The organism is Bifidobacterium vespertilionis, from assembly GCF_008698145.1.
Taxonomy (GTDB): Bacteria; Actinomycetota; Actinomycetes; order Actinomycetales; family Bifidobacteriaceae; genus Bifidobacterium; species Bifidobacterium vespertilionis.
Genome location: NZ_RZNZ01000004.1, coordinates 160,248 through 174,143, shown reverse-complemented (window position 1 = coordinate 174,143; position 13,896 = coordinate 160,248). Strand labels below are relative to the sequence as shown.

Here is a 13,896-nt window from a genome sequence, read left to right as displayed (position 1 = left end):
ATGGTTCTCTGATTCTGCGATATGACACAGCTCGCGCCCGGATGTCGCCATCGTGTCGCCATACTGTCGCCGGGACGTCGACTGCGCGTTGCCCGGGCGACACATCCGGCGTCTACAGTGAAGTCATGACCGCACGAGCCCCGTCGTGGCTGACCGAATCCGCCCGCATTCAGCTGGAGGCGCTCGACGCCGTGGAGGAGATTTCCCCGGCCGGAAAGATCCGGTACTCCGAGGAATTTCGCAGCAGGGCCATCCGGGAGTACGAGACGGGCAGGAGTCCCGCGCAGATCTTCGCCGATGCCGGCTTTCCCCTCGAAATCGTTGGAAACAAGCGGATTGAGAGGGCTTTGTACCGCTGGCGGCATGGGTCCTGAGCGGGCGCGACACGCCGAAGCGGGGGGTCGACTTGCGCTCGGCCGGAAACTATGACATATTATTCGAGTTGCCGCTCACGGCCTTGGTCAAGTGCGGCAATGGCGGATTTCCCAAGTGGTCAAAGGGAGCTGACTGTAAATCAGCCGCTTCGTGCTTCAGTGGTTCGAATCCACTATCCGCCACGCCCCGATAGCTCAGTGGTAGAGCACTTCCTTGGTAAGGAAGAGGTCGTGAGTCCAATTCTCACTCGGGGCTCTCATGGCGGGGTAGCTCAGCTGGCTAGAGCGTGCGACTCATAATCGCAAGGTCAAGAGTTCGAGTCTCTTCCTCGCTACAAGGACCGACGGCAGTCGGCGAACAACGAACACAGAGGTGACTAGATATGGCAAGCAAGAGCGCCGACATCCGTCCGGGCATCACGCTGGCATGCACTGAGTGCAAGGAGCGTAACTACATCACGACCAAGAATCGTCGTAACACCCCGGATCGTCTTGAGCTCAAGAAGTTCTGCCCGCGCTGCGGCAAGCAGACCGTGCACCGCGAGACCCGCTGAGCCATTCCGGTCTTCAAGATTTCCAACCCGACCTCAAACGGTCGGGTTTTTTCGTATTTCAGCTCAATGTCGTCTCCCAGCGTCTGGCTCCCGGCATCGTGTTCCCGCAAACTGGGCAAATCGGGACGTTCGCTCCGCAAACTGGGCAGGATGTGTCATCTGGAACGTGAAATCGGGTTCCAGATGACCGGATCTGCCCAGTTTGCGAATTCGGTGGCCGGATTTGCCCAGTTTGCGGCACAAACTGGGCACAAACTGGGCGGATCGGGATTGCGGATCGGGATGAATTCCCGCACTGGTCGGCTCCGGGCACCTGAAACCGATTAGCGGTTCCAGCATTCTGCCGCCACCCGCGCATTTTGCTCACTTTGCGCCCAGCCCGCCGCATAATGAGCGGATTCATTGCGCTGGGAGGCGTTTGGGCGTTTGGGCCCTGTACGGCATCAGATTTGCTCAGATTTGCTCACTTTGTGGAAAATCGGCATCAGAATGAGCAAATCCAGTGCGATGAGTGTGACTAGGCGTGCGGATTACAGTACGGAACAACTTCGCCCGCATCGGATTCGCTCACTTTGCGCCCAGCCCGCCGCAGAATGAGCAAATCCAGTGCGTGACGCATATCTCACCCGCACCCGCCCGTTGCGCAACATCGCGCGCGCCGGATAGGGTGGAGGCATGACTTCGTTCGCAGATATCACCACCATCGGCGTGGGCGGCCGCATCGCCCGATTTGTTGAGCCCACCTCGCGCGTGGGCGTGATCGAGGCCGTCGAGGACGCCGACGAGAAGGGCCTGCCGCTGTTCGTGATCGGCGGCGGCTCCAACACGCTCGCCTCCGACGACACCTTCATGGGCTACGTGGTGCGCGACGCCCGCCGGCTCATCACCGTGCCGGATGAGGCCGCGCCCGTCGAAGGCGGCGAGCGCACCGTGCATGTCAATGCGGAGGCCGGCGCGAACTGGGACGATCTGGTCGAATTCTGCGTGCGCATCGGGCTCGAAGGCGTTGAGGGCCTGTCCGGCATCCCCGGAACCGTGGGCGCGAGCGTGGTGCAGAACATCGGCGCATACGGCCAGGAAGTGGGCGATGTGGTCGAGTCCGTGGAGGTCTGGGACCGCCAGGAGAAGAAGACCCGCGATCTGACGCATGACGAGATGGATTTCGGCTACCGCACCTCGGCTCTGAAGCGCAGCATGTACCGGGCGCCCGGCGTGCCGGCGGACCAGTTTTTCCCCACGCCGCGCTTCGTTGTCCTTTCAGTGACCTTCGCGCTGCGGCACAGCGAGACCGGCGTGGTCGGCTACGGCCAGCTCGCCAAGGCGCTCGGCGTGGAGGTGGGCGATCGCATGTCCACCCACGCCATCCGCGAGACCGTGCTCAAGGTCCGCGCATCCAAGGGCATGCTTGAGGATCCGAACCGCTATTTCTCCCCGGATATGGCCGGCACCAAGCGCGAGGAGAACGTCGCCGCGGATCTCGCCGCCCTGCGAGACGCGAATAATGGCAGCGACGAGAAGGACTTCGATCGCCACAGCTGCGGCAGCTTCTTCATGAACCCTATCCTTCCTGCGGACGACCCGGCAATCGCCGCCCTGCCCGAGGATGCCCCGCGCTTCGAGGCCACGCTGCCCGACGGCACGCCGGGCGTCAAGACGTCGGCCGCATGGCTGATCGACCACGCTGGCTTCCCCAAGGGCTTCGCGATCGATGGCCATACCGCCGCCGACGCCCCCGCGTCCCTGTCCACCCGGCACACGTTGGCGCTGACCAACCGCGGCGATGCCACCGCCGCCGACGTGGCCGCCCTTGCGCGCACGGTCCAACAGGGCGTTGAGGAGCGCTTCGGCATCCGTCTGATCCCCGAGCCCGTGGTGATCGGCCTCGACCTGGCGTAGGTGGTGGACAGGGCATAGCGGCCCGATCTGCAACGCATGGCAACCGTTTGTCCCCCGCGCGACCCGCGTCCTAGGCTGGTGATCACCAAGACGAAAGGAATCACACAGTCATGGAAAAGCTCAATGTCAACGTGGCCATCGAGCGGGGGCTCACCACTGCCGGTGCGGCCAACCGCCCGATCAAGCTCATCCAGTTCGGCGAAGGCAACTTCCTGCGCGCCTTCGTGGACTGGATCGTCCAGCAGCTCAACGACAACGGCCTGTTCAATGGCAACGTGGCGATCGTCCAGCCGCTGCCCCAGGGCCGCGTGGCCGAACTGGACAAGCAGGATGAACTGTACACGGTCATCCTCGAGGGCCTGAAGGACGGCAAGGAGGTCCAGTCCCGCCAGCTCATCGACTCGATCGGCAGGACCGTCAACCCGTATGCCGACTTCGACGCCTATCTTGCGCTGGCCGACGATCCGAACACGCAGATCATCGTGTCCAACACCACCGAGGCCGGCATCGCCCTGTCCGACGAGGATGCCGCCGACGCCAAGCCCGCCAAGAGCTATCCGGGCAAGCTCGCCCAGCTGCTCAAGCGCCGCTTCGACAACGGTCTGCCGGGCTTCCTGATCGTGCCCTGCGAGCTGATCGCGGACAACGGCGTGGCCCTGAAGCGCTGCCTGAAGGAGACCGCCGAGAAGTTCGGCTACGGCGAGGCCTTCATCGAGTGGCTCGACGCCGAGAACACCTTCGTGTCCACCCTCGTGGACCGCATCGTGCCCGGCTACCCGCGCGACAACGCCGAGGCTTTGTGGGACGAGCTGGGCTACCAGGACGACAACATGGTCAAGGCCGAACCGTTCCTGCTGTGGGCGGTCGCCGGCTCCAAGGATGCGCAGGCCAAGGTCAACGAGCTCATCCCGGCCGCCAAGCTGGGCATCGACCTGGTCACCGCCGACGCCGTGCAGCCCTACCGCGAGCGCAAGGTCTACCTGCTCAACGGCCCGCACACCACCATGGCCCAGGTGGCCCGACTGGCCGGTTTCACCACGGTGGGCGAGGTCATGAACGATCCGACCATGCGCTCCTTCATCGAAAAGGAGATGCACGAGGACATCATTCCCGTGCTCACGCTGCCCGAGGAGGAGCTCAACGCCTTCGCCGCCGCCGTGTGCGAGCGCTACGCCAACCCGTTCGTCAAGCACGCGCTCGATTCGATCGGCCTCAACTCCGTCGCCAAGTTCACCGCCCGTCTGCTGCCGCTCGTCGGCGCGAACGTGGAGGCCGGCCGCGGTCTGCCCAAGCGCATCGTGCTCGCCTTGTCCGCGCTGCTCGCCACGTACGGCGGTCTGGCCGCGGAGCCGGTGAACATCAACGATTCGCCCGAGGTGGTGGATCGCATCCGCGCCGCCGCGGCCGATCGCGCCGGGTTCGTGAACGCCGTGCTGTCCGACGCGTCCCTGTGGGGCGCCGATCTGACCGCGATCGACGGTCTGGCCTCCGCTGTGGAGGCCAACGTGGCCGCGATCGAGAACGGCGGCATCAAGCCGCTGATCGAGGCCCTCGCGTAGCGCCTGCTCTTTTCTTCTTCAACCCTTTCCTTCCCGTGGCATCCGCCCGTTGCGTGCTTGTTCCAAGTTCCGCAACGGGCGGATGTCGCATTGTGGGGTGTGACCGGGTCATAGCCGGGTCGTGGCCGGGTCGTGGCCGGGTCGCGGTGCCCGCCGACCATACAATGAAACATATGACGACAGAGGATTTCAATCAGCCCGCCGATCGAGCGCGGGACGTGCAGGCTCAGGGAACGCAGGCTCAGGACACGCAGGCACCGGATACGCATGCATCGGGCACCCGGACGCCCGCCGAGCCCGCGAAGGTGACGATCCGGGACGTGGCCAAGCTGGCCGGCGTTTCGCCCTCCACCGTTTCGCGCGCGTTCGCCAAGCCCGATCGCGTGAGCGCGGCCACCACCAAGCGCATCTTCGAGGCGGCCGACCGGCTGGGCTATCACGCCGACCCGGTGGAGACCGTGCCGAGCCGCGGGCAGCACGGTCTGATCGCGATCATCGTGCCGGACATCGCCAACGAGTTCTTCTCCGACATCATCCGCGGCGTGGAGCGCGAGTGCGCCAACCACGGGCTGAGCCTGATCGTGTCCGAATCGCGCGAGAACGCCTCCCTGGAGCGCGCCGCGTTCGACAAGGTGGTCGCCTATGCGGACGGCGTGATCCTCACATCCTCCCGCATGCCTGATTCGATGATCCGCAAGTGCGCCCAGTCCCGCCCGGTGGTGGTGATCAACCGTGCGGTGCGCGGCGTGCACAGCGTGCTGATCGACAACGCCCCCGGCGTGCAGCAGGCGGTCGACTATCTGCGCGCGCACGGCGTGGACGGGGTCACGTATCTGGACGGGCCGGCCACGTCCTGGTCGGTGGGCGTACGATGGAACACGATCGCCGCCGCCTGCAAGGCGCAGGGCATGGAGGTGCGCCGCCTGTGGCCGGGATCCCCCACATTCGAAGGCGGGTTCGCGTTCGCGGAGAAGTACGCGCAGCATCCCACCGAGGCGGTGATCGCCCACAACGACCTGATGGCGATCGGTTTCATGGCAGCCATGCGCAGGCGTGGTAAGGAGGCGCCGCGCGACTACCAGATCATCGGGTTCGACGATGACATCGTGGCGCGCGTGAGCGAGCCCACCCTCACCTCGATCCGCGTCTCGCTGCCCATTCTGGCTTCGCGCGCGGCCCGACTGCTGTTCGCGCGCATCAACGGCGAGCGGCAGGACGCCGAGCTGTTCCGCATCCCCTCCGCGCTGGTCCTGCGCGGCAGCACCGGGCGGTGAACGCCCGATGGGCGTCCCGTGGATTGGAGCGGATTGGGAGCGGATCGGGACCACAAAACTCAACTCAACCAAAGTGAACATGATTTATGTTCGTTTTAGTTGAGTTGTTCGATCGCACAAATGCGCACACGATCGTGCGGCTCCGTGCAATCACTTGGCAAACATTGGCCTCCGTATTCCCCAATGCGCGTGTCGCCGACTATGCTAGGGTCTGTCGGACGATGTGCTATGTCACATCGGCATGATCGAAGGCATGGCCGTGCAAGAGCGGTCACGGAAAACGGTTGGACCGATCGACGGGCCGGGTGGCTGGCCGATCAGGAAGGCGGAGAACGATGTTCGAGATGACGACCGAAACGCTGAAGGGGCTGCTGAAAGACGCGCATGAGAACGGGTATGCTTACCCGGCGATCAACGTGAGCAATCTCGATACCGGCATCGCCGCAATGGCCGGTCTGAGCCAGGCGAAGTCCGCCGGCTTCATCCAGATCAGCGTGGGCGCGGCCAAGCAGGCCAGCCCCGTGAACGATCCGGTGGAGGGCTCCATCGTCCTGGGCCGCACGCTGCGCGACCTGCGCAAGTCCCAGCACGTGCCGATCGCCATCCACACCGACCACTGCCATGCGGACATGGTCGACGTGTGGCTCGTTCCGCTGCTCAAGGAGCTCAAGGTCCTCAAGGACGCCGGCGAGGAGAAGATCTTCGACTCCTTCATGTTCGACGGCTCGCACGACGAGATCCACGACAACGTGGCCACGATCCGCCGCCTGCTGCCGCTGGTCAAGGCCGTGGACGGCGTGCTCGAGGTCGAGGCCGGCGGCAAATGGGGCGGCATGGAGGACGGCGTCGCGGACAAGGCCGTGTTCTCCACCCCCGAGGACGTCGAGGAGATCCAGCGCACCTTCGAGGATGCCGGGCTCACCGCGGACGACTATCTGCTGGCCGTCGCGTTCGGCAACGCCCACGGCACGGCCGTCGTGCCGGACCTGCACCCCGAACTGCTCAGCGAGATCGCGCAGAAGACCGGCGAACGCAACCTGTACGTGTTCCACGGCGGCTCCGGTTCCCCGGACGACGACGTGCGCGCCGCGGTGGCCAACGGCGTCGTCAAGATGAACGTGGACACGGACACCCAGTACGCCTACACGGCGGGCGTGGACCAGTTCCTCACGGACGCCAACGGTCTGCAGCGCTCGCACCGCGAAGGCAAGAAGTTCTTCGACCCGCGTCACTGGAATGCCGCGGGCCGCAAGTCGATGACCGCCAAGGTCGTCGAGGTCGCCGAACTGCTCGGTTCGGCCGGGCACGCCGAAAGCGTCGACTACCGTTCCGTCCTGGAACCCGTCGTCGCCCGCTGAGGCGCGGACCTTCCATCAAACGCATAGCGCATTCATCAAAGGAGATGCACATATGACCGGACAACTGTACCTGCTTCGCCACGGACAGACCTACTGGGCCCTCTCCGGGCAGCACACCGGACTCGCGGAGGTCCCGCTGACCGCCAAGGGCGTCGAGCAGGCCTCGGATGCCGGAATCCGCGTGAAGGCCCGCCATCCCGGCGACTTCGCCGCCACCTACGTTTCGCCCATGCTGCGCGCCCGCCAGACCGCCGAGGCCGCGGGCCTGGACGCCCAGGTGCTCGACGATCTGCACGAATGGGACTATGGCCGCGCGGAGGGCCGCACCCGCGCCCAGCTTTCCGAAATCATGGGTCGTCCGTGGGACCTGTGGGTGGACGGTCCGCGCGTGCTGCCGGAGGAGATCGGCGGCGAGCATGTGGAGACCCTGCCCGACGGCACGCCCGTGACGGTGGCCGGAGGCCCGGGGGAGACCCTCGACGAGGTGTACGAGCGCGCCGGCCGCGTGGTGGATCTGGTCCGCCCGGTGATCGACGATGGCGGCGACGTGCTGCTCGTGGCCCATTCGCACATCATCCGCATGCTCACCGTGGCGTGGTGCGGGCTGCCTGCGATCGGCGCCCGCTCGTTCGAACTGGGAACGGCCGAATACTCGGTGCTCGGCGTGCACAAGGGCCAGCCCGTCATCCAGCACTGGGGGCTGTGATGCCCGCGCGTCCACGCCGCAAGCCCTTGGTGGTGGGCAACTGGAAGATGAACCTCAACCACCGCGAGGCGGCCCAGTGGATGATCGACTACTCGGGCATGAACGACGCCTGGGAGGGCCGCATGGCCGCTTCCGGGCAGCCGCTCGACCGTCCGGAGATCGGCATCCTTCCCCCGTTCACATCGCTGCAGTCCTTCATCGACACGCTGGGCGAACGGGGCATGGGCAAGCAGCTGGTCGTGGGCGCGCAGACCGTCAGCGACATCGCATCCGGCGCCTACACCGGGGACATCAGCGCGGACATGCTCTCCACGCTGGGCTGCAAATACGTGCTGGTGGGCCACTCCGAGCAGCGGCGCTACCATCCCGAGGACGACGACACCTTCGCCACGAAGATGCGCGTGGTATTGGACAACGGCATGCAGCCCATCCTGTGCATCGGCGAGACCCGCGCCGGCCGCGAGCACGGCATCGGCATCGACTACGCGCTGCGCCAGCTCGCCGAAGCCGTCAGTCAGATGGACTGCGAGGACATGAAGCGCGTGATCGTGGCCTACGAGCCCGTGTGGAGCATCGGCACCGGCAACGTGCCGGACCTCAATGTGATCGAATCGGCGCTCGCGGACATCCGCGATTTCATCAACGCGGCGTTCGGCGCGGACATCGCGGCGGCCGTGCGCATTCTGTACGGTGGCTCGGTCAAGCCGGAGAACGCCATGTCGATCATCCGGCTCAACGACATCGACGGCTTCCTGGTGGGCGGCGCCAGCCTCGATCCATGCTCGTTCGCCAAGATCTGCCATCGCACGGCCGAGGCGTCGGTCACCCGCCACCAGCGGCCCGCCAGCCGCGGATTCAAGCGCAGCGGCCGCATGAGCATCGCGGAGTTCAAGAAGCCGAACATTCCCGAATCCCGTAGGATCCTCGCGGCGGACGTCGCGCGCGAGTTCCCGGACACGCACTCGTGGCGCCTGTCCTTGGCCTTGGCCGCGTATCGCACGGCCGGGTTCTCGTGGCTGGAGGTGCGCGCGGTGCAGGATCTGATCGAGGCCGTGGACGCGGCCGGATCCGCCATCGAGGAGGATCCGGACATGCTGCGCGACATCATCTGGGATTCGCGCCGGCAGATCATCGAGGCCATGATCGCGCTGATCGAGCGCGATGCCGTGCAGGGCGTGTACTCCGTGAACCAGTGGCTCGTGGAATCGGACCCCCGCCTGACGCACGATGAGCGCTGCGAGCGGCTCGTGCAGGCGTACGCCTCCAGCACGTGCAGGCGCGCCTACCACTACATGAGCCACGGCGACATAGACTACGACGTGTTTTGCACGTACTTCCTGGAAGGGTACCTGTCGTGCGACGCCAACACGGACAACCGGCGCTGGCGCAGGCGCGGGATCGACCGGTACAAGTCGCGCCCCTGGTTCCCCAGTCAGCAGGACGAATAGGCCTGTGGCTTGTCCCGTCCGCGGCCCGTCCGCTGCCCGTTCGCGGCCGGCCTCTCCGTGGTCTGCAACGGATGGCAACCCGCGCCGTTCCAACGGCCCGCCCGCGCCATACTTGTAGGGTGATTGCAAACCCTCAACGTATCGGCAAAGGAGTCGAGGCATGAGTTTCCTTGATGATGATTACCTGCTGACCACGGACGTGGCCAAGGAGCTGTTCCACGGGACCGCGGAGAGCCTGCCCATTGTGGACTACCACTGCCATCTGAGCCCCAAGGAGATCTACGAGGACCGGAACTTCACGGACATCGTGGCCGCGTGGCTCACCGACGGCAACAACTACGGCGACCACTACAAGTGGCGTCTGATCCGCGCCAACGGCACCCCGGAGGAGCTCATCACCGGCAAGGGCGACCCGTGGGAGAAGTTCCAGGCGTACGCCGCCACCATGGAGAAGGCCATCGGCTCGCCGGTCTATCTGTGGACCCACATGGAGCTGCGCCGCTACTTCGGCATCACCGAGACGCTGACCACGCGCACCGCCCAGTCCATCTACGAGCGCACCAACGAGATGCTCGCCACCAAGGACTTCACCCGTCGCGCCCTGCTGCGCCGCATGGGCCTGGACACCATCTGCACCACCGACGATCCGGTCGACTCTCTCGAATACCACAGGAAGTTCGCGCAGGAGGGCGGCGACACCTTCGCCATGATCCCCGCCATGCGCCCGGACAAGGCCCTGAACCCGGACAAGGCCGGTTTCTCCGAGTGGGTCGACCAGCTCGAGCAGGTCACGGGCGACACGATCGGCTCCTTCGACGACATGATGGCCGCCATCAACAAGCGCGTGGACTTCTTCCACTCCATGGGTTCCCGCCTGTCCGACCACGCGGCTGACCTCATGGTCTACGAGGAGGCCACCAAGGCCGAGCTCGACGCGATCCTGGACAAGGCCCGCGCCGGCGAGCCGCTGACCGCCGACGATCTGGCCAAGTACCGCACCGCGCTGTTCCTGGAGCTCATGAAGATCTACGACGCGCACGACTGGACCATGCAGCTGCACATCCACGCCCTGCGCAACATCAACTCCGTGGGCTTCGCCGAGCACGGCGCGGACACCGGCTTCGACGCCCTGAACGACCGCTCGATCGCCGAACCGCTGGCCCGCCTGTTCGATGCGGCCGCCCGTCAGGGCGCGATCCCGCGCACGATCATCTACTCGCTCAACTCGAACGACTACATGCCCATCGCCACCGTGATGGGCAGCTTCCAGGGCGGCGGCAAGAAGCAGCGCATGGCCCTGGGCAACGCGTGGTGGTTCAACGACACCCGCACCGGCATCCGCCGCCAGCTCGAGGTAATGGCCGAGGAGTCCCTGCTGGGCAACTTCGTGGGCATGACCACCGACTCCCGCTCCTTCCTGAGCTTCCCGCGCCACGAGTTCTTCCGCCGCATCCTGTGCGAGCTGGTGGGCGAGTGGGCCGCTCGCGGCGAGGTCCCGGACGATGTGGACTACCTCAAGCCCCTGATCGCCGACGTCAGCTACAACAACGCGAAGGCGCTGTTCGTCTGATCGTTCGTCCGATCGGCGGTCGCCGGCCGATCCGTCCGCGATGATCCGATCCGGGCGCCGGGTTCCCGCGCGGGGGCTCGGCGCCCGTTTGCGTTGATGTCATCGCCCGTCCCGCAATGCCCATTGCCAGGCCGGGATGACCCGAATCGTTCCCGAATCCGTGCTGATCGTCCCCTCCTGCCGCAGGGTGATGATCGTTGACGTCACCTCCGGCATGCGGCGCATGGTCAGCTCAAGACCGGCGATTTCGCGATCGCGCGTGCTGGCTCGCGTCATTTCGGCCGTGACTTGGATGGCGGCATACGGTTCCATGCCCAGGGCATCCCCCACGAGGAAGTCGATCTTTTCATGCCTGTCCGTGGGCAGCGTGAGCGATGTGATGGAGTCGGTACGTCGTCTCGCCTGCCTTCTGCGAAGTTCGAGATAAACCGCCGTTTTCAGTCGTTTGCCGACGTCCTGTTGGTTGGCCCGGGAGACCGCGTAGGTGAAGCCGGGATCCTCCGAATAGACCTTGGGCGGCGTGGTGGATCCGGGCTTGAGCGTGGTCGCGTATTCCCGGACCTCATAGCACAGGAACGCCTGTTCCAACAGGTCGAGGATGCGCCTTGCCTTGTTCCAATACAGTTTGTAGCCGGCTTGTTCCAGCTGGGCGGCCATGTTGCTGACGGACAGCTCGCATGACGTGTTGCGCAGCGCATACAGCGTGATCTGGTTGGCCAGCGTGATGTCGCTGCGTCCAAGGCGATCCGCCACATCTCTGGCTACCACATCGCGCATGTAGCTTTGCAGCATGTCGATTCGGCCCGCTTCGGACAGCCTCTGCACGCCCGGGAATCCCCCCTCGATCAGGTATCGATCGAATGCGGCCTCCATGGCCGTTGTGGTTTGGGGCGAGAAGGCGTCGTCGTCGGGGGCGGGGGCCTTCAGATCATGGAAGTCGCAGTATTCGCGGAACGATAGGGGCAGCACCTCGTGGGCGTATGATCGGCCGCGGAAGTTCGTGGCGATTTCCTCGCTGGAGAGTTTTGACGAGGAGCCGGTGATGACGATCGTCACCGGCTCATGTTCGGCGAGCCGCTGGCAGAATCCCTGCCAGTGCGCCGCCTCCTGCACCTCGTCCAGGAAGAGGTAGGTGCCCCCCGATCTCGATTGCGGGCATTGGCGCCAGAATTCGTTGACGGTTTGCTCCAGAACGTCCTCGGGCATGGGCTGAAGCCGTTCATCGGCGAAGTTGAAGTACAGGATGGCGTCGCGCGGGATGCCGGCGTCCAGCAGATCATTGATGAGCTGGAACAGATGGAAGGTCTTGCCGCTGCGGCGCATGCCGGTGAGGATGTGCACCAGATTGAACATGGCGGGTTTGGGAAGATCCCGGATCACCGGCTTGCGGCGAATGGGTCTGGGGAAGCGGTATTCACGCATTTCCCGGACCAGCGAGGCATAGTCCGGTGCGGGGTGCCGATCGATGATGCGCGTCATGGGTCCTCCGATTCCCAATTCATCTATCTTCATACATATTTTATGAAGATAATATCATCTTCTCATAAAATATTTATGAAGTTGATGCTCGTGTGCGGCGGCATACAATCGGCTGCAAGGCATCGGATCTGCTCATTTTGATGGTGTTGCGGCGCAGAATGAGCGGATTGGATGTGTGACGGTCTGAAATCGGCTGCAGCGCATCGGATTTGCTCATTCTGTGCTTTGCTTACTTCAGAATGAGCGGATCGGATGTGGGGGAGCTGGTTTGGGTGTCTGGTTTGGGTGTCGCAGGGCATCGGATTTGCTCATTTTGCCCGCCCACGCCGCCTTCCGTGCCAAATATTGGGATGCAGTTTCAACCTCTGGTATGCTGATAAGCGTTCCAATCCATTGCATCGAAGAGGATCAATCATGGCACTAGCACCATCATTGAAGCTTCCCACGATCACGCATATCCGCGCGTACTCGATGGGCGGCGCTGCGGCCAAGGTCCATGGCCAGGGCGGCGGCGATTATCACGATCAGGGCAAGGACCACTGGATCGACGACCACATCGCCACCCCCATGTCCAAGTACGATGAGTACAAGCAGTCCCGCCAGTCCTTCGGCATCAACGTGCTGGGCACGCTGGTCGTCGAGGTCGAGGCCTCGGACGGCACCACGGGATTCGCCATCTCCACCGCCGGAACGGTGGGCTGCTTCATCGTCGAGCACCACCTGTCCCGCTTCGTAGAGGGCAAGCGCGTCGATCAGATCAAGCTGATCCACGACCAGATGCTCAACGCCACCCAGTACTACTCCGGTGGCGGCGGCGTGGTGATCAACACCATCTCCTGCGTCGATCTGGCCCTGTGGGATCTGTACGGCAAAGTCGTCAAGCTGCCGGTCTACAAGCTGCTCGGTGGTGCCGTGCGCGATGAGATCCACTTCTACGCCACCGGCGCACGCCCGGATCTGGCCCAGAAGATGGGCTTCATCGGCGGCAAGATGCCGACCCACTGGGGTCCGGCGGACGGCGACGAGGGCATCGCCAAGGACATCGCCACCCTCAAGGAGATGCGCGAGCGCGTCGGCGACAACTTCTGGCTGATGTTCGACTGCTGGATGAGCCAGGACGTCAACTACGCCACCAAGCTGGCCCACGCGGCCGCCCCGTACAAGCTGAAGTGGCTGGAGGAGTGCTTCCCGCCCCAGCAGATCGAGTCCTACCGCCAGCTCAAGAAGAACATGCCCGCCGGCATGCTCATGACCACCGGCGAGCACACCGGCACGCTGGAGGGCTTCAAGGAGCTCTCCGACGCGGGTGTGGACATCCTGCAGCCCGACGTCGGCTGGTGCGGCGGTGTGACCTCGCTGTGCGAGATCGCGGCCGTGGCCAAGTCCCGCGGCCAGCTCGTGGTGCCCCACGGCTCCTCCGTGTACTCGCACCACGCGGTCATCACGTTCACCAACACGCCGTTCAGCGAGATGCTCATGACCTCGCCGCACGCCGACTACGTCCGTCCGCAGTTCGATCCGGTCCTGATCGACGAGCCGGTTCCGCACGACGGCATCATCACCGCGGAGGAACTCGACAAGCCGGGCTTCGGCGTCGAGCTCAACCGCGAGTGCCCGCTCGAGCGTCCGTTCGAGCACTGATCCGAGCGGCCGTCCCCGCCTCCCGCAGCCAACGCTC

General features: G+C 64.6%; 11 protein-coding genes and 3 tRNA genes. 13 read left to right on the top strand and 1 reads right to left on the bottom strand.

The window, feature by feature from the left end:
* The first annotated feature begins 125 nt into the window (after positions 1–125).
* The 12 genes from EMO90_RS04490 to uxaC all read left to right on the top strand — a co-directional run bounded on the left by EMO90_RS04490 (position 126) and on the right by uxaC (position 10,739).
* Positions 126–374 (top strand): hypothetical protein, encoded by a 249-nt coding sequence (locus EMO90_RS04490; RefSeq protein WP_150353429.1) that lies wholly within the window; start codon positions 126–128, stop codon positions 372–374.
* A 101-nt stretch (positions 375–475) separates the two neighbouring features.
* Positions 476–557 (top strand) — tRNA-Tyr (locus tag EMO90_RS04485).
* A gap of 1 nt (position 558) precedes the next feature.
* Positions 559–630 (top strand) — tRNA-Thr (locus tag EMO90_RS04480).
* A 5-nt stretch (positions 631–635) separates the two neighbouring features.
* A tRNA-Met gene (locus EMO90_RS04475) sits at positions 636–709 on the top strand.
* 48 nt (positions 710–757) lie between these two features.
* Positions 758–928 carry a 50S ribosomal protein L33 gene (gene rpmG / locus EMO90_RS04470; protein ID WP_003814458.1) on the top strand — a complete coding sequence of 57 codons (171 nt, stop codon included), beginning with the start codon at positions 758–760 and terminating at the stop codon, positions 926–928.
* Between the two features lie 675 nt (positions 929–1,603).
* Positions 1,604–2,824: a UDP-N-acetylmuramate dehydrogenase gene (locus EMO90_RS04465; protein WP_150353428.1), complete on the top strand. Its 1,221-nt coding sequence runs from the start codon at positions 1,604–1,606 to the stop codon at positions 2,822–2,824.
* A 110-nt stretch (positions 2,825–2,934) separates the two neighbouring features.
* The gene (locus EMO90_RS04460) at positions 2,935–4,383 is read left to right on the top strand and encodes a tagaturonate reductase (RefSeq protein ID WP_150353427.1); all 1,449 of its coding nucleotides are present in this window, start codon (positions 2,935–2,937) and stop codon (positions 4,381–4,383) included.
* A gap of 173 nt (positions 4,384–4,556) precedes the next feature.
* Positions 4,557–5,657, top strand: a complete 1,101-nt coding sequence (locus EMO90_RS04455; protein WP_150353426.1) for a LacI family DNA-binding transcriptional regulator — start codon at positions 4,557–4,559, stop codon at positions 5,655–5,657.
* A 344-nt stretch (positions 5,658–6,001) separates the two neighbouring features.
* Positions 6,002–7,015: a class II fructose-bisphosphate aldolase gene (locus tag EMO90_RS04450; protein ID WP_190971938.1), complete on the top strand. Its 1,014-nt coding sequence runs from the start codon at positions 6,002–6,004 to the stop codon at positions 7,013–7,015.
* A 52-nt stretch (positions 7,016–7,067) separates the two neighbouring features.
* Positions 7,068–7,721, top strand: coding sequence for a histidine phosphatase family protein (locus tag EMO90_RS04445; protein WP_150353424.1), 654 nt, complete (start codon positions 7,068–7,070; stop codon positions 7,719–7,721).
* The gene (gene tpiA / locus EMO90_RS12355) at positions 7,721–9,169 is read left to right on the top strand and encodes a triose-phosphate isomerase (protein ID WP_223849674.1); all 1,449 of its coding nucleotides are present in this window, start codon (positions 7,721–7,723) and stop codon (positions 9,167–9,169) included. Before EMO90_RS04445 ends, tpiA begins: the two co-directional genes overlap by 1 nt.
* 160 nt (positions 9,170–9,329) lie before the next feature.
* A complete protein-coding gene (uxaC, locus tag EMO90_RS04435) occupies positions 9,330–10,739 on the top strand; it encodes a glucuronate isomerase (protein WP_150353423.1) in 1,410 nt (469 codons plus the stop codon).
* A 99-nt stretch (positions 10,740–10,838) separates the two neighbouring features.
* On the opposite strand, the gene EMO90_RS04430 is transcribed toward uxaC, so the two are convergent.
* Positions 10,839–12,218, bottom strand: a complete 1,380-nt coding sequence (locus tag EMO90_RS04430; RefSeq protein ID WP_150353422.1) for an ATP-binding protein — start codon at positions 12,216–12,218, stop codon at positions 10,839–10,841.
* Positions 12,219–12,632: 414 nt separating this feature from the next.
* Between EMO90_RS04430 and rhmD the strand changes: the two genes are divergently transcribed.
* On the top strand, positions 12,633–13,859 hold the full coding sequence (gene rhmD, locus EMO90_RS04425; protein ID WP_214381588.1) for an L-rhamnonate dehydratase: 1,227 nt from the start codon (positions 12,633–12,635) through the stop codon (positions 13,857–13,859).
* The last annotated feature ends 37 nt before the right edge of the window (positions 13,860–13,896 follow it).